21 protein-coding genes are annotated in these 25,711 nt (G+C 48.2%); 2 read left to right on the top strand and 19 right to left on the bottom strand.

Features of this window, described 5'->3' with window-relative positions; translation table 11 throughout:
* Positions 1 to 45: 45 nt before the first annotated feature.
* The 7 genes from JOE21_RS12405 to polA form a co-directional block, all read right to left on the bottom strand.
* Entirely contained in the window at positions 46 to 1,254 is a 1,209-nt protein-coding gene (locus JOE21_RS12405; RefSeq protein ID WP_309866635.1) for a hypothetical protein, read from the bottom strand.
* 336 nt (positions 1,255 to 1,590) lie between these two features.
* Positions 1,591 to 2,631, bottom strand: a complete 1,041-nt coding sequence (locus JOE21_RS12410) for a glyceraldehyde-3-phosphate dehydrogenase (RefSeq protein WP_309866637.1) — start codon at positions 2,629 to 2,631, stop codon at positions 1,591 to 1,593.
* Between the two features lie 142 nt (positions 2,632 to 2,773).
* On the bottom strand, positions 2,774 to 3,409 hold the full coding sequence (locus tag JOE21_RS12415; protein WP_309866640.1) for a lytic transglycosylase domain-containing protein: 636 nt from the start codon (positions 3,407 to 3,409) through the stop codon (positions 2,774 to 2,776).
* Positions 3,367 to 3,981, bottom strand: a complete 615-nt coding sequence (coaE, locus tag JOE21_RS12420) for a dephospho-CoA kinase (protein ID WP_309866642.1) — start codon at positions 3,979 to 3,981, stop codon at positions 3,367 to 3,369. The genes JOE21_RS12415 and coaE overlap by 43 nt, the downstream gene beginning before the upstream one ends.
* 24 nt (positions 3,982 to 4,005) lie before the next feature.
* Positions 4,006 to 4,674 carry a sporulation membrane protein YtaF gene (gene ytaF / locus JOE21_RS12425; RefSeq protein ID WP_309866644.1) on the bottom strand — a complete coding sequence of 223 codons (669 nt, stop codon included), beginning with the start codon at positions 4,672 to 4,674 and terminating at the stop codon, positions 4,006 to 4,008.
* A 348-nt stretch (positions 4,675 to 5,022) separates the two neighbouring features.
* Positions 5,023 to 5,847 (bottom strand): DNA-formamidopyrimidine glycosylase, encoded by an 825-nt coding sequence (gene mutM / locus JOE21_RS12430; RefSeq protein ID WP_309866647.1) that lies wholly within the window; start codon positions 5,845 to 5,847, stop codon positions 5,023 to 5,025.
* A 19-nt stretch (positions 5,848 to 5,866) separates the two neighbouring features.
* A complete protein-coding gene (gene polA / locus JOE21_RS12435) occupies positions 5,867 to 8,506 on the bottom strand; it encodes a DNA polymerase I (protein WP_309866650.1) in 2,640 nt (879 codons plus the stop codon).
* A 551-nt stretch (positions 8,507 to 9,057) separates the two neighbouring features.
* Here polA and JOE21_RS12440 point away from each other — a divergent pair.
* Positions 9,058 to 11,826, top strand: a complete 2,769-nt coding sequence (locus JOE21_RS12440) for a UPF0182 family membrane protein (protein WP_309866652.1) — start codon at positions 9,058 to 9,060, stop codon at positions 11,824 to 11,826.
* A gap of 150 nt (positions 11,827 to 11,976) precedes the next feature.
* Entirely contained in the window at positions 11,977 to 12,855 is an 879-nt protein-coding gene (locus tag JOE21_RS12445; RefSeq protein ID WP_309866655.1) for a DMT family transporter, read from the top strand.
* Positions 12,856 to 12,885: 30 nt separating this feature from the next.
* Here the strand turns inward: JOE21_RS12445 and JOE21_RS12450 are convergent, their stop codons facing one another.
* The 12 genes from JOE21_RS12450 to JOE21_RS12505 form a co-directional block, all read right to left on the bottom strand.
* Positions 12,886 to 13,458 (bottom strand): tetratricopeptide repeat protein, encoded by a 573-nt coding sequence (locus tag JOE21_RS12450; protein WP_309866658.1) that lies wholly within the window; start codon positions 13,456 to 13,458, stop codon positions 12,886 to 12,888.
* 168 nt (positions 13,459 to 13,626) lie between these two features.
* Positions 13,627 to 15,234 carry an HAL/PAL/TAL family ammonia-lyase gene (locus JOE21_RS12455; RefSeq protein WP_309866661.1) on the bottom strand — a complete coding sequence of 536 codons (1,608 nt, stop codon included), beginning with the start codon at positions 15,232 to 15,234 and terminating at the stop codon, positions 13,627 to 13,629.
* A 123-nt stretch (positions 15,235 to 15,357) separates the two neighbouring features.
* Positions 15,358 to 16,713 carry a glutathionylspermidine synthase family protein gene (locus JOE21_RS12460; RefSeq protein ID WP_309866664.1) on the bottom strand — a complete coding sequence of 452 codons (1,356 nt, stop codon included), beginning with the start codon at positions 16,711 to 16,713 and terminating at the stop codon, positions 15,358 to 15,360.
* On the bottom strand, positions 16,694 to 17,464 hold the full coding sequence (locus JOE21_RS12465; protein ID WP_309866667.1) for a 4'-phosphopantetheinyl transferase family protein: 771 nt from the start codon (positions 17,462 to 17,464) through the stop codon (positions 16,694 to 16,696). Before JOE21_RS12465 ends, JOE21_RS12460 begins: the two co-directional genes overlap by 20 nt.
* Positions 17,457 to 18,215, bottom strand: coding sequence for an SDR family NAD(P)-dependent oxidoreductase (locus tag JOE21_RS12470; protein WP_309866669.1), 759 nt, complete (start codon positions 18,213 to 18,215; stop codon positions 17,457 to 17,459). The genes JOE21_RS12465 and JOE21_RS12470 overlap by 8 nt, the downstream gene beginning before the upstream one ends.
* 70 nt (positions 18,216 to 18,285) lie before the next feature.
* Complete coding sequence (locus tag JOE21_RS12475; RefSeq protein WP_309866672.1) at positions 18,286 to 19,590, bottom strand: MFS transporter; 1,305 nt, start codon at positions 19,588 to 19,590, stop codon at positions 18,286 to 18,288.
* The gene (locus tag JOE21_RS12480; RefSeq protein ID WP_309866676.1) at positions 19,587 to 20,894 is read right to left on the bottom strand and encodes an amidase; all 1,308 of its coding nucleotides are present in this window, start codon (positions 20,892 to 20,894) and stop codon (positions 19,587 to 19,589) included. The genes JOE21_RS12475 and JOE21_RS12480 overlap by 4 nt, the downstream gene beginning before the upstream one ends.
* On the bottom strand, positions 20,894 to 22,084 hold the full coding sequence (locus tag JOE21_RS12485; RefSeq protein WP_309866677.1) for an AMP-binding protein: 1,191 nt from the start codon (positions 22,082 to 22,084) through the stop codon (positions 20,894 to 20,896). The genes JOE21_RS12480 and JOE21_RS12485 overlap by 1 nt, the downstream gene beginning before the upstream one ends.
* A 4-nt stretch (positions 22,085 to 22,088) precedes the next feature.
* Positions 22,089 to 23,231 carry an AMP-binding protein gene (locus JOE21_RS12490; RefSeq protein WP_309866678.1) on the bottom strand — a complete coding sequence of 381 codons (1,143 nt, stop codon included), beginning with the start codon at positions 23,229 to 23,231 and terminating at the stop codon, positions 22,089 to 22,091.
* Complete coding sequence (locus JOE21_RS12495) at positions 23,228 to 23,539, bottom strand: hypothetical protein (RefSeq protein ID WP_309866680.1); 312 nt, start codon at positions 23,537 to 23,539, stop codon at positions 23,228 to 23,230. Before JOE21_RS12495 ends, JOE21_RS12490 begins: the two co-directional genes overlap by 4 nt.
* Positions 23,520 to 23,933 carry a hypothetical protein gene (locus JOE21_RS12500; protein WP_309866682.1) on the bottom strand — a complete coding sequence of 138 codons (414 nt, stop codon included), beginning with the start codon at positions 23,931 to 23,933 and terminating at the stop codon, positions 23,520 to 23,522. Before JOE21_RS12500 ends, JOE21_RS12495 begins: the two co-directional genes overlap by 20 nt.
* A gap of 13 nt (positions 23,934 to 23,946) precedes the next feature.
* Entirely contained in the window at positions 23,947 to 25,710 is a 1,764-nt protein-coding gene (locus tag JOE21_RS12505; protein WP_309866685.1) for a prenyltransferase/squalene oxidase repeat-containing protein, read from the bottom strand.
* Between the last annotated feature and the right edge of the window lies 1 nt (position 25,711).

The following is a 25,711-nucleotide window of genomic DNA, read 5'->3' on the forward strand; positions in this document are numbered from 1 at the left end:
ATCCGCCCCGGCGGAGCCGGAACGGATTTTTTCTACTGTCGATGTTTATGCGGCACGCTTTCCACGCAGGGTCAGCATGCCCAGGCCTGCCGCCAGCAGCAATCCGCCAAACAAGGCCATCAGCGGTAAAGAGGTGGCCGTATTGGGGAGTTTACCGCCTTTTTTCGCTTCATCGATGATATCTTCCACATAATCGGGGTCGGTGACGACTGGACCTTCGTCATCGATGGGCTTCAAGGTGCCGGAGCCGTCTTTATTAATAACCAGAAGCGCTTCATCAAAAGCCCCCACTTCCAACCCGTCCACTTCTCCGAAGAACCCGACAAACACGAAGTAAGTACCGGGCTTGATACCCTTGAAGTTATGGGAGAAACTGAGTCCTTTGTGACCTTCCGCTTCTGCAAAGTCCAACATGAACTCGTCTTCAAAATCACCCAGAGCGATAAACCAATCGCCTTCCGCTTTCTTAGCTTGGGTGAATTTGCCGCCGACAGTGGCTTTTCCGTCGTGAGTCAGTTCAAATCCAAACGTCGGGAAGTCAACGACCAGCTCTTCCTTGAGATCAACCGATTTCCCATCCACGGTTCCTTTAAAGGTAACCACAGCTTTGTGAGTGCCTGGCTTCGCTACCGTGTAGAAAGCTTCCGCATAGGTCACCCCTTCTTCATCATCGTAATCCTCATACCATTCTTCCGGTTTTTTCCCGTCCAGGGTGAAGGACCATTTCCCTTTTGCCTCTCCCAACAACTCGGCACTCAGGGCGATTCCTGATTCTTCTCCGATAAAGAAGAACGGGGAGACCATCAGCTTCCCATCTTCGGATTTCTCTTCATCCGGCTTGTTCTCAGATTCCTTATCACCTTTATGATCGGAGGTTTCGTCTCCGTTTTCTTCCTCTTTGGCACTCTCATCCCCTTCCCCTTTCACCTCAAAGGAGAGGCTGCCGTTCAGGGTGAGCTCCACACCGTCAACGATTCCATCAAAGGTAACTTCCACTTGATGAGAGCCGCTTTCCAGCCCTTCATATCTGACTTCACCCGTCTCGTTGCTCTGCTCTTCCCCTACACCGGTAAAGGTAAAAGTGCCTTTGACTTCTTCCGCACCGGCCACTGTGGCCGTGACCACATGAGCGCCGTTGTCTTCTCCTTCAGTCACCTTCAGTTCCGGCTTTACCTCCGCTTCTGCAAAGGCCGGTGTCGCCCCCGCAAACAGCAGTACGGCAATCATAAAAATCGACACAAACCGTTTTCCCAATGCGTCCACCTCTTCTGTTATTCAATTTTCGAATACGGATAGGAAAACCTGTCCATTCATTCATTCGAACAACCGGGAAACTTTAGGGTCACTTTTCGAAAAAATGTTGTACAACTCCATTCCAACTGTCAGTATTTCGCCTGTTTTTCACAGGGTTTCCTTGGAAATTTGGTATGTACCAAACGGAAAATCCGTTCACATTGTGGTTAATGAATGGGCAAAATCACCTCTTTTTTTACCATTAATTAATAAAATTAATTATCCTTCCATACAAAAATTCTCCGCACCCTCATCCGGATGCGGAGAATGATTCGTGCTTACCATCGGCGGTGGGAATCAGACCATTACTTCTTCCCGCCGATGGTCAACGGATAAAAAAGGTTGACCCACCTGTTTGACTAAATCGACAACCCGGCAGGAATATCCCCACTCATTGTCATACCAAGCCAGCACTTTTACTTGGCGCTTGCCAATCACCATGGTGGTCGGCGCATCCACAATGGCCGAGTGGGGGTTTCCGTTGAAGTCGGTGGATACCAGTGGATCCTCACACACGTCAAGGATCCCTTTCAAATCGGTCATGGACGCTTTCTTTAATGCTGAATTTACTTCTTCTGCGGTCACATCCTGCTTCAGATCCACCACCAGATCCACCACGGATACATTGGGGGTGGGCACCCGCAGCGCCATTCCGTTCAGTTTGCCTTCCAGTTCCGGCAGGACTTTGCCGATCGCTTTCGCTGCCCCGGTTTTGGTGGGGATAATCGATTGTCCGCACGCTCGAGCACGGCGCAGGTCTTTATGAGGATTGTCCAGGTTTTTTTGGTCGTTGGTGTAGGAATGAACCGTAGTCATCAGCCCCTGTTCGATGCCAAAGCGCTCGTGCAACACTTTGACCACCGGCGCCAGACAATTGGTGGTACAACTGGCATTGGACACAATGTGATGCCGGGCAGGATCATAGGTCTGTTCATTGACCCCCATGACGATCATCGCATCCTCATCTTTTCCGGGTGCCGTAATCACCACTTTTTTCGCACCCGCCTGCAGGTGGAGTCCTGCTCCCTCCCGCGTGCGGAATTTACCGGTCGCTTCCACAACTACATCAATATCGAAATCGGCCCAAGGCAGACGGGCGGGATCCCGGTCGGAAACCAGCCGAACGGGGTGGCCGTTCACCACCAACCGGTCCGTTTCCCCTGTGATCTCATCCTCCACTGTGCCGTGAATGGTATCGTATTTGGCCAGATGGGCCAATGTTTCCGCCGGATAGCTGGCGTTGACAGCCACCACTTCGATGGACGGATCATGAATCGCCTGACGAAAAACCATCCGTCCAATACGCCCAAACCCATTAATCGCCATTCTAAGCGGCATAAAACGTTCCCCTTCCCTCTATATAATATATACGAGTTCCCCTATATATTATAATCAGTATGTCACATATTGCAATAGAGGAAAACGGAAAAGGGCAGATGGGGTGGATCAGAGGACAAAAAAGGCCGATTGATATCGGCCTTTAGTGAGGAAGGGTATAGGAATTTCGTTGGTTGGTCAGGTGGGAGTACAGTTGGCTGTACCGTTCATGGAAAAAAGTGACACGCTGGATATAGTGGCGTGTTTCTCCAAAGGGGATTTGGGTGATATTTTGCTTGGTCCCGTCCCAACGCCCTTCGTCCATCCATTTCCTCACATTTCCCGGACCCGCATTATAGGCAGCGATCGCAGCAATTTCGTTTCCATGAAACTCTCGGATCAACCCGGCGATGTACCAGCTTCCCATATGGATGTTGATGGCGGGATCATGGACCGATTCCTTGAACGCCGGGGAAAAGCGCCCACGTTCCACCACCCAATCCACCGTGTTGGGCGTTAACTGCATCAGACCTTGGGCGCCGGCATGCGATTCTACTTCCGGGTTAAATTTACTTTCCACTCGAATGATCGCCATCACCAGAAAAGGATCCGCCCCTGTGGCGTTGGAGCTGTATAAAATTTGCTCTTCGTAATCCAACGGGTACATCCACTTGTTGAACAGTGGAGTGGCCACCACTAAAAACCCCAACAGCAACAGGAAGCCCAACAATAGCTTACGCTTGGAAGGAAGGGCGTCTATGGCTGGGCGGATCCATTTTTCGAGACCAGGGTTTGCCATAGCGCATCCACCTGTCTTTCCGTCTCCGCCAACGTTCCGGAATTGTCAATCAGGATGTCGGCGAAGGATTTTTTCTCCTCGATAGACATCTGGGCTTTCATTCGGGAGCGGGCTTCCTCCGCACGGATTCCATCCCGCTCCATTAACCGCTTCTGCTGCAGAGCGATCGGTATGTATACGACAACCACCCAATCGACCCGATCCGTCAAACTTTCTTCGATTAACAAAGGCGTGTCCCACACCACAATACAGTGAGGATCCGCCGCCTGTCGACGAGCGGTCTCCTCTTCCATCCGACGGATGATCAAGGGGTGAAGCAGCCGGTTCAAATCTTCGCGGGCCTGTTTGTCGGCAAAGATGATCCGGCCCAGCGACTGGCGATCCAGACTGCCATCGGGCAGAAAGACGCCTTCCCCGAAACGCTCCCGTATAAGGGATGCGCCTTCCGTCCCCGGCTCCACCACTTCTCTCGCCACCACATCCGCATCGACAATCGCCGCTCCCCGCTCACTTAACATGCGGGAGACTGTACTCTTGCCGGTGGCGATCCCCCCGGTTAAGCCCACTTTCACAGCTGGACCTCCTTTGCTTATCGGTTACCAGAAGAATCGGCTGACTCCGATTCCGATCAACAACACACCAGGCAAATAAACGGCCGCTCGTATTCCCTTCCATTGAACCAGTCGAAACCCCGCCCGCATGCCTGCTACGAGAAATACACCACTCATACCGGCAACCATCAACGCTGTAATCCAAGGAGAAAAGCCCAGCAAGGCGGCCCCAAACCCTGCTCCAAACGCATCCAGGGACAAGGCCAACCCCAACATCAGCGCTTCCATCGGGCTGATCGTACCGGATCGATCCATATCTGCCGCAGCCGGAGTGCGCAAAATCTGCACCATATAACCCAACGTGCGAAACTCTAGTGTGAATACGCGTTGTTCGCTTTCTTGACGTAATGGTTTTACCGGAGTCTCCATCACGGGAGCCTCCGTATTTTTGCGAAAGGCATTCCACAAGGCGAACACACCGATGCCAATCATAATGACAGCCCCCAGGCTATCTGCCGCCCATGGAGGGAGCCACTGGGACAGCCATTGCCCCCCCAACATAGCCAAGATAACCATACATGCGGAGCAGAGACTGATGATCAGAATTGAAAGAATGGGAATTCGGATTTGACGTAAGCCATATGTGACCCCCGCCCCAAAACTATCCAAACTGACGGCGACGGCCAATATCAGAAGAGAGATCCCGGTCCACATCGGCGTTTTCGCTCCTTCCAGACGGAGAAATCAGCGATATCCCATCTTATGAAGGAACGGAATCGAATGTGTAAATCTTGCGCGAGGGCCGCATCAAGGAACTTATTCTATGTTTCTTCCCCCTTCACACTTAGCACTACAGTTGCACTTGTACGAAGAGTGTATGTGAGCGCGGGCTGGCGGGCTGTCTTCGTTTCGTTGCAAAAAGCGCATAGCGAGACCAGGGAACAACAGTGACCCTGGCGAGACTTGTGCTCTGTGAGTGCAAAGGCGAACCAAAAGCCACACCAACCCTCTCTTGTTCTTGTGAAAAATTGAATTACCAGACAGGCCCTAATCGAGTGCGGGTCAACGCTGGCAGCGCGGGCATAGGTGGGTGCCCCGCCCGGCCACCAACGTTTTTGCGATCGGCTCTCCGCAGTGAAGACAGGGTTCCCCTTTGCGGCCATATACCTGGATCTGAAGCTGAAACATCCCCATCTCTCCCTTGCCGTTCACATAAGAACGGACAGAAGAACCTCCGGCCTCCACCGCCTTGATTAACGTGGAACGGATGGCGGCATGAAGCCGTTTTAACTCTTCCTCAGTCACTTCCGGGACGGCGCGTTCCGGATGGATTCCCGCTTCAAACAAGGCCTCGTCTACATAAATATTGCCCAGGCCACTCACCACCGCCTGGTTCAACAGCAGCGCCTTGATCGTGGTTTTGCGGTTGGAAAGCCGCTGCCGGAACACATCCAGTGTAAAGGTGTCCGACAATGGTTCGGGTCCCAACTTGTTCAATGGCGGACGCTCCAAATCCTCCCCCTGCCGGTATAAATGCATCGTGCCAAATTGACGGACATCGTTATAGCGCAACTCGGACCCATCTGTAAAATGAAACCGGACATGGGTATGTTTTGCCACCGGTTCCTGGCGGCGGACCACGGAATACCGACCTTCCATCCGCATATGGGAGACGATGATCCATGGATCCACAAAAATCCGCAAGAACTTTCCGCGGCGCCCCACCCCTGTCACTGTCCGGCCGGCCAACAGTGCCTCAAACAGTGCCGGGTCCGGCGGTTCCTGGATGATTCGCGGCAGATCGACGGTTACCTTTTCAATCGTCTTCCCCACAATTAATGTTTCCAACGTTCGCTTGACCGTTTCCACCTCTGGCAACTCTGGCAATGATCGTTCTCCCTTTCGTCTATTTTGCTTCGTACCACGTTTTCCCGACGTTGACGTCCACCTTCAAAGGGACGGACAATTCCACGGCCCCTTCCATCACGTCCACCACCCGCGCCGACAAGGCATCCACCTCGTCCCGGGGTGCTTCAAAGATCAGTTCATCGTGAACCTGAAGCAACAGGCGGGAATCTAATCCATCCTCTTTCAGGGCTTGTTGCATGTGGACCATGGCCTGTTTGATGATATCCGCCGCTGATCCCTGAATCGGCGTGTTCATCGCCGTCCGTTCGGCAAAGCTGCGACGGTTAAAGTGACGGGAATTGATATCCGGAAGGTAGCGGCGACGGTTTAACATGGTGGACACATACCCTTCCTTTTTCGCTTGCTGCACAATTTCATCCATATATCGTTTGACACCGGGGTAGCTGTCAAAATACCGTTGGATAAACGCCGCTGCCTCTTTGCGGGAGATGTTGAGGTTCTGGGACAACCCGTAATCACTGATGCCATAGACAATGCCGAAGTTGACCGCCTTGGCATGGCGCCGCATCAACGAAGTAACATCGGATTCTTTCACTCCGAATACGTCCATCGCCGTTTTCGTATGGACATCCATATCGGTACGAAAGGCTTCCATCAGCCCTTCGTCCTGTGATAAATGAGCCAATACCCGCAACTCGATTTGCGAATAATCCGCGGAGACGATTACCCAGTCTGCTTCGGACGGGACGAATACCTGGCGAATCCGACGCCCCTCTTCCAGCCGAACCGGAATGTTCTGCAGATTGGGATCCGTACTGGAGAGCCGTCCCGTCGCCGTGATCGCCTGCTGGAAACGGGTGTGAATCTTGCCCGTCTCTGTCATCTCCTTCAGCAATCCCTCCACATAGGTGGAAATCAGCTTGCCCACTTGCCGATAGTGCAGAATTTGTTCCACGATCTCATGCTGGGGTGCCAATTTTTCCAGTACATCCGCACTGGTGGAATATCCGGTCTTTGTTTTCTTTAAGACCGGCAATCCCAGTTTGTCATACAAAATCTCACCCAGCTGCTTGGGCGAGTTGATGTTAAACGGGGTGCCCGCCAGATCATGGATCGTCTCAGTCAGTTCGTCCAACCGTTCTTGCAACTCATCCCCCAACGCCCGCAACCGTTCTTCATCCACTTTCACCCCATGCCATTCCATCTCGGCCAATACGCGGGTCACAGGCATTTCCAGCTCGTAAAACAACGCGTCCAGTTGGTACGACTCCAGCTCATCGGCCAATACCGGCTTTAACGCCACCAATGCGTTTGCCTTACGGGCCAGATGAGCCGCCAGCTCTTCTCCTTCCAACTGCTTCCGTTTGGCCCCTTTCCCATAGACGGAATCATCGTCCGGAAGGAAGCCGTCCAGCTTTCGTTCCACGATGTCGCTCAGTTCGTGTCCCGACTCGGAAGCATTGATCAGGTAGGAGGCCAACAACACATCAAAACCGTAGCACGCCGAATCCAATCCATGTCGGGAGAGGGCGATGCTCGTTCCTTTGGCATCATAGGCGATTTTTTTCTTTTCCGGATCCGCCAGCCAATCCTTGAAAGCACGCCAATCTCTGGCGACCGCTAACGGAATATACACTTGCCGCTTGCCATCGGAAAGAGCGACTCCCAACACATCGGCACGGTGATAGTTGGGTGCCGTCTTTTCCACAAACAGGGAGAGCTCCTCTTCCTCAAACAACGACTCCCATTCCGAAGTGTTGTCACCGGTTACGGTCGGAGAGGAGATCGTTTTTACTTCCACCTTCTCCTGCGGTACATCCTTTTGGATTCGTTCCAACAAGGTTTTAAACTCCAGCTGTTTAAAAACCGGCGCCACCTGTACCGGATCATAGCCCTCATAGATCAGATCCTCCAAGGAGAAGTCCAATGGGACCTCACAGTAAATGGTGGCCAATTCTTTGCTTAATCGCGCTTGTTCCTGATGTTCCTCCACCCGTTCCTTCAATTTCTTTCCGGGGAGGTCGGGGATATGATCCAATACCCCTTCCACCGTTTCAAACTGGTGCAGCAGCTTGAGAGCGGTTTTCTCCCCCACACCGGGGATACCGGGAATGTTATCCGAACTGTCCCCCATCAGCCCTTTCAGATCGACGATCTGGTCGGGCCGCAAACCGTACTTGTCCCCAATCGCCTGCCGGTCAAAACGCTCTGCATCGGTTACTCCTTTGCGGGTCATCAGGAGCGTGACATAATCGGTCACCAACTGCAATAAATCCTTATCCCCTGTGACAATCGTCACAGGGATTCCGTTGCGATCCCCGAGCTTGGCCAGGGTGCCGATAATGTCATCCGCTTCATACTGCTCCAGCTCGAAGTGACGAACTCCAAACGCATCCAGTACTTCTTTGATCAAGGGCAGCTGTTCGGACAGTTCCCCCGGAGTCTTATCCCGTGTTCCTTTATATGCCTTATACTGATCATGACGAAACGTCGTTCTACCCGCATCAAATGCCACCAGCACCCGGCTCGGTTTTTCTTCTTCCAACACCTTCATCAGCATCATGGTGAAGCCATAAGCGGCGTTGGTGTAGGTTCCGCTGGAATTGGTCAGCAGCGGCAGCGCGTAAAACGCGCGAAAAGCGATACTGTTCCCGTCAATCAACACCAATTTGTCCATGGAGGACCTCCATCTGAATATTTCCGTTTCCATCAGTAATGTTGCCCGTACCCTTACACCCTGTGCTATTCTAAAACAGGACGAAGAATTTCAAGCATCCATGAACTCATTGTATCATGAGGCATCCCGACGCTTCCACCAAACCAGCTTCACCCCCTACTTTAGCCGTGATCACAACCGACTCCCGCGTACGCAATCGACGCTTTTTTGTAACGATGGCAATCCCATTTTCGTTTTTCGTTCAATTACGATGGATGTGCTGGAATCTTTTAACCTTTCCAGACGTCATCCGTCGGTTAGTACTACAGTTGCATTTGTACGAAGAGTGTATAGGAGCGTGGGTTGGTCGGGCTGGTGGGCTGTCTTCGATCTCTTGCAAAAAGCGCATAGCGAGACCGGGAACGAAGTGACCCAGGCGAGACTTGTGCTCCGTGAGTGCAAAGGATCGCAGCCATCCCACCACCCTCCCTTCTCACATCTGCGCCTGCTCTTATAAGTACAACTGTAGTATTAGAAAGAACAAATCTTATAAACAGGAGAGGAGCAACTCTGTGAAATTCAAAGTCATTCACAATGAAAATCCGCTACACTTTGAACCTCCGAAAAAGCTGATCACCTTGGGGAAGTGGCTCGGCGGTCTCCTTCTTTTCCTCATCATCTCCAACGTCGTTGTCAACCGGTTCGCCGATTACATTTGGATGGAAAGTCTGGGTTTCCGTTCGGTGTTTACCACGATCTTTATGGCGAAAATAACCCTGGGTCTGATTGGATTTTTCTTGTTTTTCACCAGTACGTTCATCCTTTTTTCTAACATTCGCTCCATTTTTCTGCGCGAATTTCCCAATGAGACATGGATCTCCCTTGTTCAGAAACGCAAATCCTTCATTTGGCTAAATACGATCCTATCCGCCTTTTGCGGTTTGTTGGGAAGTTTGCTCGTGCAAGGCTTGGGGTGGGAACCGTGGCTGGCCTATTTAAGCCAGTCCTCTTTCGGTGTTGCCGACCCCTATTTCGGACATGACGTCTCTTTCTTCGTCTATACGCTCCCACTGTGGAATTTCGCCCTGTCCATCCTTCTGTTTATCGTCGGTGCAGCCGCTTTCGTGAAGCTCATCCTGTATTCCCTGCGCGGTTTGATCAAACACTCCATTCGTGCGCAGCGCCATTTTTTAATCAGTGTCATTCTGTTCGGACTGCTGATCACGGTCCAATTCCTGCTGGCCCCCTACGAAAAAGCGTTGACCAACAGCGTCAACCTGTTCCAAGATTCCGTCGTATTCGGGGTCAGCTATACCGACCATTGGATTAACATTCCGTTGGATTACACGATGGCAGGTGTATCTTTGCTCGCAACCGTACTGTTCATCCTCGCCATTGTGCGGCAGCGCTTCCGCTTCTTCAGCATCGGGATCGGACTCTTTTTCGGGACGCTGCTGCTCGGAGGAGCAGCTTCTGTGGTTGTACAAAACTTCATCGTCTCGCCCAACGAATATGTCAAAGAAGAACCATACTTACAGCACAACTTGGATTACACGCGAAAAGCGTATGAATTGGACGAAGTGGACGTTCAAAACAAAGAAATTAACGACACGCTTTCCGAGGACATGCTGAAACGCAACCAGTTAACCATCGATAATATCCGTATCAATGATGCCCGTCCGCTGAAAGATGTTTACAATCAATTGCAGACTTTGCGCCCGTATTATTCCTTTAACGATATCGACGTGGATCGCTATGAGATCGACGGAAAATACCAACAGGTGTTCATTTCCGTACGGGAATTGACGCAACAGCGATTGCCCGACCAGGCACAGACATGGGTGAACAAACACTTACGCTACACACATGGTTACGGTGTGTCGATCAGCAACGTAAACGAAATCACATCTGAGGGCCTGCCGGAATACGTAGTCAAAGATTTGCCCCCGGAAGGTCCAGTCGACATCAAAAAACCGCAAATCTACTTCGGCGAAAATGATTACAACACGGTAATCGTAGGTTCGAAAGTAAATGAGTTCGATTATCCCACCAGCGATGAAAATAAAACCCACAATTTTGAGGCGAACACCGGTATTCCAATGACCGGTTTGAACCGGTTCCTATTTGCCCTTGATGAAAAATCGTTCCGCTATCTCGTATCCGATCAGATTACGAGCGAAAGCCAACTGCTGCAAACCCGCAATATCGTCGATCGCGTCAAACGGATCGCCCCGTTTTTGCAATTGGACGACGATCCGTATCCTGTCGTAAGGGACGACGGCAGCATTGTCTGGCTGTTGGATGCCTTTACAATGACCCATCGATACCCGTTCTCGGATACGGGAGGCCATTCGCGAAACTATATGAAGAATCCGGTTAAGATTGCTGTAGACGCGTATACGGGTGAGGTCACGTTTTATTTGCTAGACTCGGATGAACCGATAGCAAAGACGTATCAAAACATTTTTCCTGGTCTGTTCGAAACCGACATACCGGAAGACATTCGCAGTCACTTCCGTTACCCGATCGATTTGTTCAAAGTTCAGGCAGACATGTACCGCACGTATCATATGACGAATTTGGAACTGTTCTACAACCGGGAAGACGTGTGGCAAGTCCCGACGGAAAAGTATTTCAACGACGATGTCAGGATGGAGCCCTATTATGTAACGATGAAACTGGACGACTCCGACCAGGAAGAGTTTATTCTGATGCTCCCCTTCACGCCGAATACGAAACAAAACATGATTGCTTGGATGGCTGTCCGTAATGACGGAGAGCATTACGGAGAAACATTGGTCTATCAATTTACCAAACAGAAGAACATTTACGGTCCCCAGCAAATTGAAAACCGTATTAACCAAAACGCTTCCATTTCACAACAGCTCAACCTCTGGTCACAGGGTGGTTCCCGTGTCATTCGCGGAAATTTACTCGTCGTACCGATTGAGGATACCGTGATGTACGTGGAGCCGCTGTACATTGAATCCAATAACGAAACATCACTGCCCGAGGTTAAACAAGTAATCGTCGCCTATCAAGATTATATTGTGATGGAACCGACACTGGAGCGTTCCATTCAACGGTTGATGGAATTGATCGGAGAAGGTGTCCCGCCGGAAAAAGCGGAAGAAGAACCGCAAGGAGAGGAAAAAGCTCCTGAAACCACCTCCGCCGACCAGTTGCTCAAGCAGATTGAGGACACCTTTCACTCGTACCAGAAAGCGAACCAGAATGGAAATTATGAAGAAGCCGGACGGGCACTGAAGCAGTTGGAACAGTTGCTTCAGAAATGGAGGGAGCAAGAGCAAACGGCTGAAAACCCTGATGAAGAGTCATAAATAAAAGCCAATGAACAACCAACAGCACCTCATGGAATGGGGTGCTGTTGTTAACGTGAATCAAGCAGACGGGATGCCGAAGTCATTCCCTTTTCCCGATACAGATTCCGACTCCACCATCTTCCCTCTTACTCGGAAAGGAGCTTTCCCGTGAATTCGCGACCGCCGATCAATCCTTATGCCGCCCTGTTGGTGGGAGTCGTTTTTCTCTCCTTTGCCGCCATCTTTGTCCGTGCTTCCTCGGCTCCCTCGACCGTCGTGGCCGCTTACCGAATGCTGTTTGCATTCGCCCTGTTAACCCCCTGGTGGTGGTGGAAACACCGCAGGGAGATCTTCCGACTCACGGGGCGCCAGTGGGGGCTAACCCTGTTATCCGGTGTATTTTTAGCCCTTCATTTCGGGCTCTGGTTCGCCTCACTCTCCTATACCAGCATCGCTAGTTCCGTCGTCCTGGTCACACTGCAGCCCCTATTCGCTTTCGCCGGCGCCTGGATCTTTTTCGGGGAACGGACCCGCCCCGCCGCATTAGTGGGGGCGGCCATTGCCGTGTTCGGAGGGATGGTACTCGGATGGGGGGATTTAGCCATCGGCGGCACGGCCTTGTTCGGCGATTTCCTCGCCCTCATGGGAGCCGCCATGGTAACCGGATATTGGTTGACGGGACAATATTTGCGCCAATCGCTCTCCCTCATGACCTACACCTATGTGGTATACGGTACCGCTGGAATGCTGCTGGCTCTGGCAGCCGTCGCAATGGATCAGCCTTTGGCCCCCTATCCCGCCACGGATTGGCTGTTGTTTTTGGCTCTGGCCCTCTTTCCCACCTTATTGGGACACAGCATCCTCAATTGGTCGATTCGCTGGGTACCCGCCACCACCGTATCGGTCAGTATTTTGGGAGAACCCGTTGGAGCCAGCATTCTGGCAGCCATCTTCTTCGCCGAAGTGCCCACCTTATGGCAATGGGTCGGAGGCGCCTTGATCGTCTACGGGGTCTACCGCTTCCTGAAAAAGCGGGAGCCGATGTAAGAAGCCCATTGCTCCCTCTGGCCTCGCTTTTTAACGACAAGATTTCTTTTTCGCCCGCTCCAAGGCCATTCGGGTGGAACGGAGCCAACCTTCATTCCCCAACGCTTCCCTGAGGGCCAACGCCTTTTCCAAAACCGAAATGGCTTCTGCGGGTTTCCCCTGATCCAACAAACACTTCCCCCAATGCTGCAAAGCGAAGTGATGAAGGTCTGCCCCTTTACCAACCCGGGTCTCCCCCGCCACTTCCTGTAACATCCGTTCTGCGACCTTTCCCTCTCCCTGGTATTTTTTCGCTTCGGCTAATCGGATTCGGTTGGCTGCTTCCGCTCGCTTGTTTCCCGTTCGGCGCGATAGCCGAATCGCTTCACCCAAGTATTCCACCGCTTCATCCAACCGTCCCGCCACCCGGCAGGCATCTCCTATGTACCCGTGAAGACGAAGGATAGCTGCATCGTCCCCATCGCTTACCGCCTGTTTCAGCTGCTTCTCCGCCTGACGGATCGCGCCTGCGAACACCGTCAGATCCGTCGGCACTTCTCGCAGGTGCTCATCAAAGATGGTATACGGGGAGAGGTCGACAAGTGCGGGCTTCTGGCTGGTCATGATCATCCTCCCGATTCAAATTAAGAAAACAAACAAGACCACCCAAAGAGGCAGCCTTGTCTAAGATGTCCTACCATGCTGTCAGACTATATCATCCTGCCTCTCTTTTCTAACACCGCCCCTTTCTATCTTCACGCTTCTCGATTGTCAGATATCACTTCTTCTTCCTCATACATTTCCGACCACGTTTCGAAGCCTTCCCGTCTTGATCAATTCCACCACGCGTTGGATGTCCTGATCCATCCGTCGATCTCGGTCTACAAATGGCACTTGCTCGCGGACAAGGTAGAAAGCCGCCTGAGTCTTATCTCCCATATATTCGACCCCTCTTAATTCTAGCGCTTGGCACAATACGAGTAAATGAATGGCGGATACTTCCCGTACTAACTCTATAATGGTTCGTGCATCTCTTGCAGCGATTGTACCCATGCTCACCTTATCCTGATTGTGAGCCTCAGTCGACCGGGAAAATACACTGACAGGACCCGACATTTTCAATGCTTCAGCAGTGATGGCTGAGCTGGCCAACTGCATTCCCTTGAAACCATGATTAAGTCCCGATTCATAATCTTCTGGATCAAACCTGGGAATCAAGTTAGGGGTCAGATTGTTATTAAATTTTTCGTCCACCACCAACTCCAATTGTCTATCTAACAAATCCGCAATATTGGATACGGCCACCTTCAGTGAATCCATCGCCTGTACGATATGGCCGCCATAAAAATTTCCACCATTGTATACATGACGACTGTTGACATCAAAAAGAGGGTTGTCATTACTAGAGTTACATTCCACTTCCACCCACTGCTTCACCCAACGGATGGTATCTCTTAACACCCCGGTGACATGAGGGGCACAACGGATAGAATACCTGTCTTGGATCGGACGATCCCATTCTTGATACCCTTTCTCTTCGAATTCGTTATTCAGGCTTAATATTTTATCTCGGGCCAAGCGGGATTCCGATAACATTTCATAAATTAATCTAGCACTTTCCAATTGACCTTCATGTGGTTTCACTTGGTGGATGAAGGGATGGAAATGACCCCGATCTCCCATTAGCGCTTCCGTTGCCATCGCCGTACAAAGGTCAGCAACAAAAGCCAATTCTTTGGCGTCCCAAACAGCTAAAACAGCGAAAGCTGTCATAAAAGAAGTACCGTTGATTAACGACAAACCCTCTTTTGCTTCCAATACAATCGGATTTACGGAATTTTCATCTAATACTTCTTTAATATCTCTTATCTGCCCTTTACACTTGACCTGTCCCTCCCCAATGATTGCCGAAGCTAGATAACTCAAGGGGATTAAGTCCCCACTCGCTCCCACCGACCCCCTTTCGGGAATTACAGGAATGATATCTTTATTTAAGTACTCCAACAACTGATGAACTACAACAGGACGAATCCCCGAATTTCCCTTTGCTAAACAGTTTGCTCGGATTAGCATCGTCGCTCGGATGACATCATCAGAAGCAGTGGGCCCAGTTCCATTTAGGTGGTATTTGACCATGTTTAATTGCAAATCAGCCGTTTTTTCAGGCGAAATTTGGTATCTGGAACTGTCACCAAAACCGGTAGTTACGCCATAAATCGGTTGTTTAGTATCGATCATTCTATTTTTAAAATTATCGGAACATTCCATGCGTATTACGGAATCCTTGGACAGTACCGTTTTCCGGTCATCCAGTTTACGAGCCATATTTACAATATCTTCTATTTCCAGACTACTTCCATTAATACTTAATAATTTTCGTATTGCCTCTTTGGTTTTCATATATGACTCCTTATAATCCTTTCATAATTTACGAAGACACTACTGATTTACTTGCATTTCATGATTTGCAATATACGTAAATACTCAACTATATAAACAAACAATACTAATCTTTTTAGTTCCTTAATTTTGATGGAATACACAACCGGTAGCAGCACCACGTGAAACATTAACAACAGCATCTCCCTCAGAAATGGTACCTCTCGCAAAGGAGCCATTATAACGGCCGTTTGCTGTGAAAACTCCCCAATTTATCATAACCTTATGTTCCTGAATTCCCTGTGAGGTTAGAAACAACATGGGTTCTAATTCTGGATGAACTCGCTTTTGCATCACATATAGTGTTTTCCCATTTAAAATACGTTCAACTAATTCTTTCCATTCATCTGGAGACAAACACCATCCCAACTGAACACCCATCCCACCAAAGCCGCAAACTGGTTTCAAAACCATCTCAGACTGCTGCTCCAAAAGAATTTCTGTTATATCCATCTGCTCCCCGTTCCAATCTGTCATCCCCGGCTGAACAAAACGTGTCCATGGCACAAATCGATCAATCAAACGTCTCTCATCATCATTAAAGCTTTTTTGGTATCGCGGATCCGAAAGAAAGGCCAGTACCCCTTTATTCCCCACCAATTCAGCTACAAAGCTCATCACTAATAGTACTCGGTCATCACGAACAGCTTCCAAAACCGGCTTAAGGAGAGAAGGGGTTTCCGTAATCTCATCTATTACAAATGTTCGATATAAAATATCTACCGGAGTTGAATCCGCATATAAAACACCATCACGGTAGTCCAGCTCACCCAAATGGCAGGAAAATGCGTCAAACCCTCTCTTCCTCAACAAGCCTGCAAAACGGTCCATCTTCTTTACCATTGCTGGATACGTCGAAGGCCAATCAACTATGGCAACTTTAGGCCGATTCCCGAGCCCCCTCTTAATGGATGCATCCCAAAGCGCTTCCGCCACTCCATCCACAGAGTCAATAAAAGAGAGTGATTCTTCATTTACAAAATCCCGGAAAAAGGGATGGTGCAAAAGAACTCGGTTAAACTCGGCGTTCTCCAAACCACCAGTACTACTGTGGACATTAAACTCCAGTAGCTTAAATGAACCACTTTTATCCTTATAAAGATCTGCCCGACCGATTAAAACCTCCTGGTGCACCCAAGTGGATTCAACCACTTTTTTTTGTAGAGAATTCAGCCCCAGTAGATCGCACATTTTAGAGACGTCTCCTTCAAACAAACGATCAGGTATATGAAACATTAATTGAAACAAATGAACGATATCCTCTTCTAGTCTCTTCAGATCTTCAGCTGTATGAAACAACGGACGAAGAAGAACATCGGTGTTCTCAACTTGGAGCCATTGTTCCCTACGAAGCATGCCACCAACTTCGTTAAAAATAGCATAGCCCCTGTCATGTGTTTGATCAATCTTTCCAAAAAATCTACCGACCAAATGATTCATTTGTACCTCCAATGAAGGAATTATCCCAAACCATACAAGCACATCGTTTTGATCCAACGATCAACCAAGTGTATAGCATCCGATCTCCGCTTATCTTAAAAAAACCATAAGCCTCCCTCACATCACTGCCAAACCAGCTTTTACCTGGATCAAACGGGGCGATATAGGTCGGTATCCACTTTGTCACGGGTGAGGAACGTAGATCTTTGAAGCCCGTCCCACAATACTTGGCGATAGCTTCTTTTACTGTCCACCACATCGTCACTTGCAGCCTTTCATCACACACCAAATCAGTAAAATCTTTTGCTATTTTGAGAGGAATCTGTTGCAACACCCACTGATGGAATACAGGATGCCGTACCTTCACTTCCTCAATATCCGTTCCCACTCTTCCCAATCGATGAACCGCTCCTACAGCTACTCGGTCAGTATGTGAAAGTGAAATTCCCTGAAAGCGAGTCTCATCTCTTTCCAAAACATAAGGAATCCCGCTTGGTTCATTCATGATTTCCAAATCTTTAGGCCTCCACCCTTTCTTCATGTCCAACAGTGCCTGTTTTGTTACGATACGAGCAACCATCCGTTGCAAGGCAAGAATATTTTTAATTCTAAACTGATTCCATTCTCGGTGTGTAAACCACTGTTCAATCCTGCCATTTTCAAAGGAATGGATGGGAGCTAGTGCTAAAAGCGGATGGTCGTTATGATTACTAGGAGGGACAAATCGAATAGGATATATCCGATTAACCACGCCCGAACATCCATCCACCGTTCACATTGAGAATTTCACCGGTCACGAACGACGCTTCAGGGGATGACAAATATTGCACTGCAGCGGCGATATCATCCACATGCCCAGGACGATGAACCGGAGTTTGTTGTACAATGCTTTGAATCACTTTCTCAGGCCAGTGCCCTGTAAAGCCGGTATCTGCAATGAATCCAGGTGCTATCGCATTTACCGTAATCCCCTCAGGGCTCAACTCACGGGCCAATCCATAAGTTAGTCCGTGCAACCCTGCTTTAGAAGCGGAGTAGCCCGCAACGCCTGGTCCCCTCCCTCCCGTGAAAGCAGCAATGGAACTGATGTTGATGATCCGCCCTCCAGGCCGAACCATATGGGGCGCCACAGCTACCGACATCAGGAAACTTCCCTTTAATACCGTGTTGACCATTTCATCCCAAGACCGTTCCGCCTCGGTGAGCTCCATGGTGGTTTCCGTGCCATTGATGAACCCCGCATTGTTAATCAGGATATCAATTTGACCATATTTCGAGACGATAGCATTCATAGCTTCAGCCACTTCTTCTCTTTTGGAAACGTCCACTTTCAACCCGGTAACCTTTGACCCTAGTTCTTCTTCAGTCTGACGAATCCGTTCTTCATTCCTACCGAGAACTACTACCGAATCCTTTTCTGCAAACGAACGGGCAATCGCTTTTCCGATCCCGCTATTCCCCCCGGTCACAATGATTACACGTTCCTTTGTCACTTGAGACATTTGCAAATATCCTCCCTTTGAACTTTTATCTCTAGGTTTTTTTATTATAATAATCCATTTCCGCTAAATGTTAGGACGCGGTGTCCGCTTGCAAATTTTCTTCAACACGACTCACCTCGTGGTTCCACCCCCTACACAGTAGGACTGCAACTCCTACTCCTACCACCACCACTACCAATAGAATAAGCAGAAAAGTCATGTAACCAATCGCTGCACCTCCTAACCCCATCAACACACTGCCCAGCGGAATACTGACAAATGCGATCAAGCGCTTTAAACTGAAAACCCTCACACGGATTTTGGATGGAGTAAGATCAAGCCAAGCGCCACCACCGAACATAACCAACAAAATAAACAAAACACCCAACACAAAACTAGAAGTAATCAAAAAAACAGTATTGTGAATCACAGTAATCAAACCGAGTACGATACTGATCATGAGAACGAGCCCAGCCGCAACAACCCCAGGACGTTTGGTTGCTTTCGCAAGACTCATGAAAATCATCGAAGTAATCAGCATTCCCGCACCGAATGCTCCCGAGAATTGCCCATAAAAAGTAGCTTCGTTTTCAAGATGCATTTCGGTGATGAACGCCGGTAACAAAGAATAAAACGGAGGAATCACCAAATTCGTCACAAAACCGATCACCAGCATGAAAATAAGTACCGGTCGAGTGACAATCCAACGGGCTGCAATTCGTGCATCAGCCCACATGGTGCGAAAAGTCAGCTTGCTTTTGCTTTCCGGTACTGGTTGACTGGAACTAACAATCTGAGCCCATAAGAGCAATAGCCCCGTCGTCAACAGGATAGCGACTCCCGCCACGATCGATGTCAGCCAGATCAAGCCCATGGCTAACACTCCACCACCCAATATAGGGGCTACAAATCGACCCACTTGTGGTTGAAGCTGGATCATTAATGCCGTTCGGTTTGATGGCCACCCCCTGGGTGCGAGATCTGCAATTGTGGTTTCCAATGCAGCGCTGTAGAGTGAAAAAGTGCTCTGCAACCCAATGAAGATAAACGCCACAACCAAAATCATGATGAAGTCTTTGACCAAGCCCGTATAAGGGATTAACAAGCAAATGACCTCTACAAACATCAGAATTTGTACAAAAAGCAAAAACCTGTTTCTATTTATACGATCAATTAAACCGGAAAGCATCACTACCACTACAGTAGCGATGAGATTACTTACCCCCACAATTACACCAAGAACCCCACCGCCCCCTGCTGGAGACTGTGTGATAAACCAATTTAACGAAAACACCGTTAGGCTGTAGGAGAAGAAAACTAGAAAGCTGGGAAGCCAAACTTTTAATACGGATGTTATCTTCTCTATCGGTTGATCTTCTGCTTTCTCCTCACTCATATCATCGCCTCCTGAATTTGAGAAAACGAAGACCTTACCAGCTCTTCAATGATACGCCCCGCTAGAATCAGCATTTCTTCCCCTCCTGGTTTGGCCCAAATTTGGAGTCCCATCGGTGCCCCATCGGAAGTCAACCCCATCGGAAGGGTGAGTGCGGGAATAACTGCCTGACTAGCAGTTATAGTGTAACTAAGATCCGAATAGAGTTCCTCCACTGGTGTGGGAGGGGTTCGGAGATTTCTGGGTGGAACAGGGTCAAGAGGAAGTATCCACACATCCATCTCATTGTTAGAGAGATCATGCATCGCCATGGAAGCTACTTGTTTTTGCACCTTCTTCAAATGCTCATATCGGACGTCATCAATCTGACTGCCCTGCTTAACCAGATACCATATACCAGGACCATAATCGACAGACGCTGTTTGCCGAAGCGTTTTATGGCGATCCCAAACTTCTCGCCACAACAATTGAAACGCTTCTTCCCTATATTTCCACCATCTTAAATTCTCTTTTCTTACTACAATTCCCTCTTCCATCAAACTATCCACCAGTTTACTAAAGCAATGCTGGATTTCAGGGTGACAGGGATCTTCCTTATAATTATCCACCACCCCAATCTTCAAAAACCTGCGGTCAAACGAATGGAGCTTAGCTTCGGACTGAAATATTTCACCTAACCTTTCTCGTTTCCATATATATTCTAGGTCCGCAACTGTACGCGTCATAATCCCCATACTGTCCATGCTTTTACTCACCGAAAAAACCCCATCGCTCATCTGAGGACTTTGAGTCAGACGAAGTCCCACGACTCCACAATATCCGGCTGGCCACCGTACTGAACCAGCTGAATCCGTTCCAATGGAGACATCACAGTATCCAGCCGCTACTGACACAGCAGAACCTGTACTAGAACCTCCTGCACTGAAATCCGGATAGAGCGGATTGACACATTCACATTTCGGACCAAGACTAAATTCTGTCGTCCATGCTTTGCCTAGACAAGAAAACCGACGCTCATGAAGTCGGTCTGCAACAATAGCTGACCGATCCGGAATATGTCGATAACAACGGCTACCTAATCTAGTTGGAAAGCCTTGTATATCGATCGTATCTTTATATGTAACCAATAAATTTGGCAACTCTCCATGATCGGATCGCTCAATGGGTTGCCACTTCACTAAACCACGATAACGTCCATTCGTCTTTCTAATATGTTCCTCCACCGCATCCAGCCAACTTTTCCAGGACAACTTTCCTTTCTTGATTAATTGATCACGTTTTTCGATAGGCATCATTAGATTCATCACTTTTTATCCTCCCAAACTACCATAGGTGTTTTATGTGTCCGGGAATTCACTTGTACATTGGGAACAACAGACACGCGGAACGATTCTCGATCACGAGCAACAATATTACTAAGATCAAATATTTGGGAAATGACATGATCACGTAATTCTTCGATATCAACACCACCATGAGGATCAACTACCCGCAATTCCAAAATCTCGGATCCCGCTTCTCTTTTTAAGATAACAACTTGTCCTTGTGTCACACATGAATGGTCTTTTGCTGTGTCAATTAACCAAGCGGGATCAAACAAAGCACCCCGAAACTTAAATTCTCTTCCTTTGCGGCCCAATATTCTAAGGGTCCGACTTTCTTTTCCACACAAACAAGAGCTCCATTCACCGACATCGCCCAAACGGTATCGAAGAGCAATACTGATGGTGTCCGGATGGACCCCTGTTACTGCCAACTCTCCCTCCTCCAACACTTCTACATATTGATAAGGTAGCAAATGAAAACAATCAAAAGAGCAATGGGGGCCATTATAACCAATAACCCAGGTTTCAGTAGATCCGTATAAGCCCCAAACTTCCACTTCTGGAAGCACCTTTCCTAACAATTCTGCTAAATCATTTCCAAATTGTTCCCCCACCCAAAGCACCTTCCGAACCGTGGTGAGCCGAAGGCCTTCACGATGACAGTATCCAATAATTTGTTTTAATGTAGTGGGGGTTCCAGCAATCGCCGTTACACCTTGTTCATTGAAAAATCGAATCCACACACCCAGTTCACTTTCATTGATCGGACCCAGTGGGATGGTTTCTTTCGCTAAACGATCCCCCAAAGCGTTGTAAAAATAATGAGAGGACCACATTTTACCGGGGAGAAATAGATTACAAAATACATCTTCACTGTCTAAAGGCTTCCAATTCTTTATAATATCGTCCAAAAACAGATGTGATGGGATTAAATTTATCTGCGGGGATCCAAGCGTTCCCCCGCTGGAAAATAAGTATCCTTTTTGGGGTCTCGGTTTTTCTCGGATCTCCTCAAGAACGGTCTTAAAGTCTTGTTTGTTCATGAAAGAAATCAGTTTGAAATCAGACTCATCGAAGACTGGGCCCACCCCTTCATAACGGGATTCCATTTTCCGTATACGGCGCATCTTCTGCAACAGACGGTTCACTTCAATGAAATCAAGGGCCATCAGGCTATTCCAACACCTTTCCCATACACAATTTCCCAGTATCTGTCCGTCGAATTTCGTGTTTAATGTGGATTTGCCGGGGTTGTTCCGAACTCACCAAAATGTTATTTAATTTTCTACGAATTTCATCGACCTCTAAAGGATATCCATGTTTTCTAACCACTAGCAAATCGTAATCTTCCCCCCTTATCTCACATTCCAAAGGAACACAGGCTAGATCGGAGCAAGGAAGAAACCCTTTCAATCGCTCCTCTATTTCATCCAAATTTATTCTTTTTCCATTCATTTTAACAATACGATTTTCTCGTCCATGGAGGAAAAATCGATTTTGATCGTAGACAGAAATTATATCTCCTGTATTCCATGTTAGTAACCTGTTTCCTGCTGAATCATAGGCAAGACGATCACCCGTTACAGTTAGCATTATCTTACCTCTACCACCCTTAACCAAATCCATATCCGGCGCTAGATTCCACAATTCCCCATCTTTTTCGCAATTCAACCGTCTATACGCGATATAGCCAGTTTCGGTTGAGCCCAATAACTCTAAAAGACTAAAGTCAACCTCCTTATCTAAGAGGTTCCTACCCGTCTTGGGTAATCGAGCTGTACTGTAAACCACCATCACTTGATCACAAGTACGAAAAGACTCCATATTCCGTTCTAACTCTGTAAGTGCTGCTGGTATGGTGACGATCATGGGCTTTTTGCCCCATTGAGAGGTTGGCGTTCCCAATGTCAAGTAGTGGATGGGAATTCCTTTGAAAACAGGCATCAAAACTGCAAACAAAAATCCATATAAATGGTGTACCGGTGAAAATGTATAGATAGCATCACATTCTGCAACACGACAAAGTTTTGCTAACATATGTGTTTCATACAGCAGTTGTTCCTTGCGCCGAAGCCACCGTTTTGGTTTACCTGTATGTCCTGAAGTATGAAATGCAAACCAATCAGGTAACTGGTCAATCCAATCTTTCCTCTGTTCATGAGTAATCTGATCCCAATTCAGCTGCCAAGGTATTTTCAAATGATCTGGAACCCTGTTTCCAACCTGTACACATGTTTGACCATCGGGTCCTTTCTCAACATGGTTATGTAACCAGTCCGCCAAACTTCTCCAAGCTTTTTCATGCTCAACGTTCATTTGGAAATCATTCCTACATTCGCCTCACGCAAGGTTTTAAGATCGGCTAATTTTTTCTCGACTAATATCGTAATGCTATTGACCGAAACAAAGGTTTCCGTCGGATAATCTTCGACTATATCAATCATAATATCGAACCGTTCCTCGATTACCGCGATACATTCCATAACGGTAGCGCTGTCATATCTTATTTCCAAGGACTGAATAGGCGTTTCGCCATCCCACTGTTCGACTATATCACCAAAGATCTCCCGAAGTGCCCTGCGCACTTCATATTCCACACTTTTATCACTCGATAGACTGGTCATGATGACTCCCCCTTGTTTTTTGTGCCAATACATCGAAACCATTGAAGTAATCTTGTGGATCTACAGAAAGGAAGTTGATAAATACTTTTTCTGGATAAATGTCAGGTTGAAAAGCATCCGTCATACATGATGCCATTTCTTTCTTAAATTCCCTTGATCTTTCGTGGCTAACATAACAGTTCACAAAAGCGAAGTGTTTATTTTCCGATTCACCGGGAAACTGATCAAACGGATATGGGCCACTGTAAATAGAGGAAGGTTCCACAACTCGGAATTTCACAATGGTATGGGAAATCGGAATACCCTTTCTAGTCATCCACAATGATAGCTTTTTGGCAAACCTTCTTTGTAACGGAATGGATGTAACGTCTAATCCCACTTCTATCGTCGGCAAAGGAACACTCTCCTTATAAATTTAACTTAGGCAATACGTAGGACCGCCCTTCTAGTTTGTCTTCAGAAGCTCTTCGAAGACTATCCGCTAGTGCCATTGTAAGAGGTCCAGACTCTTCTCTGCTTAGCGGTGACCAGGCGTAGCCTTTTGGTTTTTGAATTCGTTTAATAAACCGCAAAATCATGTTCGGATTCCACGGCATACCAAGGGAATCTAACGTAAGTACCGCTTGATATGTAGAATTCAAATCAGGCAGACCACCTATTTGGGAGGAATATCCTCCTAAACGACTTTGATATTTTGGAATGAATCCGGCATAACGGTGAGCTAATTCTTTTCTTCCCAGCATGGCAAACCCTCGGATTCCCATACACGTAGATGCCAGGTTCACCTCACCTTGGGGAGAGAAGTGAATTCCATCAGCAGTAGAGCATGTATCGAGAAAGTATCCCACCTGATCTATTCTGACACTCTCCAAAGAACCTTCACCTAGATAACAAAGGGACTCCATCGCAGAAACGGTCGCTGTAACATCAGAGCCCCTTCCTTCCCAATAACCAAATCCACCATCACTATTTTGTAAATGGGTAAACCATTGCTTCAATCGCCCTTTATTTAAGCTTAAATATTTTCCATGACGGATTGCAGCAAGCGCCCAAAGCGTACAACGAACTTCCGCTCCACGGGCAGGCATATACATGACGCCACCTTCATAAGGCATGTGAGCATGATGTAACCACTGGACAAGTAACTTCCCTAAATCCGTTTGGTGAGGTACAGCTAGGACAAGCGCTGCAGAAGATAAAGCATCCCCTGCCCAATCCGGTTCTCGGTAAGTAAATCCGGTATGGGAAATTTGACAGCTCCGGAGAAAGGACACCACTTCTTCGCGGTCTTTTTCAGGGAGAGCAACTCCTAAGGTTTTCAGAGCACCTACTGCCGAGAAACAAGCCCACACATCGGCAGTGTTATACCCATCCCAACGGCTAAAGCCACTTCCTTTTAACTTACGGCTCATGATCCATCGGATACATGATTCCACGCTTACCGGCTTAGCCCCCCATACATCCAATGCACGCACCGCACGAAAAGTCGCCCATAGACAAGGAGCGTCCTGATCGCGATGAAAACGAAACCCACCTTCCTTCAGTTGACACCCCTGCAACCACTGAATTAGTCTCTTTACATCAAATGGATCCTTTTTAAAACCAGGCATTCTGATTTGCTGCCAAGCATGACTAGCGTAATAAGCAGCTCTAACATCTCCCATCTCACTGACAGGCCCCCAACCAATCCCTCCATCCGCTAACTGTTTATTTTTTATCCAATTTAACGTCTGTTCGGGTTCAGAAGGTGTTTTGTTCAATATCTCCTGATAAATACGAGTTGCATAATATGTCGCCCACAAATCAGGTGGTTGACCGGGGGTCATTCCATATCCCCCCTCAACTAATAATGTATCCAACCATCCATGTAACACATCCCGGTGAGGTATGGATAGCCTTAAATCCGTCAGAGCTTGCGTGCAATAATAAGTAGCCCATACATCGGATCTCATTCCTTTGCTCCACCCAAAAGCACCATCCCTATTTTGACAACCTCGTAGAAAACGGGCACAGGATTTCGGGTCATTCGGTCCGTCATCCAGCCAAGTCAGTGTACGTATAGCAGCATAGGTACACCAAAGATCGGCTACCGATTGGGAAGCACCGCCATCTAATGTCTGATATCGTTTTGCGATCTCTACCAAGCTCTCTTCATTAATATTCTCCTGCATA

Source organism: Desmospora profundinema, assembly GCF_031454155.1.
Classification (GTDB): domain Bacteria; phylum Bacillota; class Bacilli; order Thermoactinomycetales; family DSM-45169; genus Desmospora; species Desmospora profundinema.

What these genes read in the sequence shown, in the direction of transcription:
- JOE21_RS12410 (WP_309866637.1), bottom strand. Translation starts at nt 2,631, where the DNA reads ATGCCGCTTAGAATGGCGATTAATGGGTTTGGGCGTATTGGACGGATG.
- JOE21_RS12415 (WP_309866640.1), bottom strand. Translation starts at nt 3,409, where the DNA reads ATGGCAAACCCTGGTCTCGAAAAATGGATCCGCCCAGCCATAGACGCC.
- ytaF (WP_309866644.1), bottom strand. Translation starts at nt 4,674, where the DNA reads ATGTGGACCGGGATCTCTCTTCTGATATTGGCCGTCGCCGTCAGTTTG.
- polA (WP_309866650.1), bottom strand. Translation starts at nt 8,506, where the DNA reads ATGGACAAATTGGTGTTGATTGACGGGAACAGTATCGCTTTTCGCGCG.
- JOE21_RS12450 (WP_309866658.1), bottom strand. Translation starts at nt 13,458, where the DNA reads ATGACCAGCCAGAAGCCCGCACTTGTCGACCTCTCCCCGTATACCATC.
- JOE21_RS12455 (WP_309866661.1), bottom strand. Translation starts at nt 15,234, where the DNA reads ATGAAAACCAAAGAGGCAATACGAAAATTATTAAGTATTAATGGAAGT.
- JOE21_RS12460 (WP_309866664.1), bottom strand. Translation starts at nt 16,713, where the DNA reads ATGAATCATTTGGTCGGTAGATTTTTTGGAAAGATTGATCAAACACAT.
- JOE21_RS12470 (WP_309866669.1), bottom strand. Translation starts at nt 18,215, where the DNA reads ATGTCTCAAGTGACAAAGGAACGTGTAATCATTGTGACCGGGGGGAAT.
- JOE21_RS12475 (WP_309866672.1), bottom strand. Translation starts at nt 19,590, where the DNA reads ATGAGTGAGGAGAAAGCAGAAGATCAACCGATAGAGAAGATAACATCC.
- JOE21_RS12480 (WP_309866676.1), bottom strand. Translation starts at nt 20,894, where the DNA reads ATGAATCTAATGATGCCTATCGAAAAACGTGATCAATTAATCAAGAAA.
- JOE21_RS12485 (WP_309866677.1), bottom strand. Translation starts at nt 22,084, where the DNA reads ATGGCCCTTGATTTCATTGAAGTGAACCGTCTGTTGCAGAAGATGCGC.
- JOE21_RS12490 (WP_309866678.1), bottom strand. Translation starts at nt 23,231, where the DNA reads ATGAACGTTGAGCATGAAAAAGCTTGGAGAAGTTTGGCGGACTGGTTA.
- JOE21_RS12495 (WP_309866680.1), bottom strand. Translation starts at nt 23,539, where the DNA reads ATGACCAGTCTATCGAGTGATAAAAGTGTGGAATATGAAGTGCGCAGG.
- JOE21_RS12505 (WP_309866685.1), bottom strand. Translation starts at nt 25,710, where the DNA reads ATGCAGGAGAATATTAATGAAGAGAGCTTGGTAGAGATCGCAAAACGA.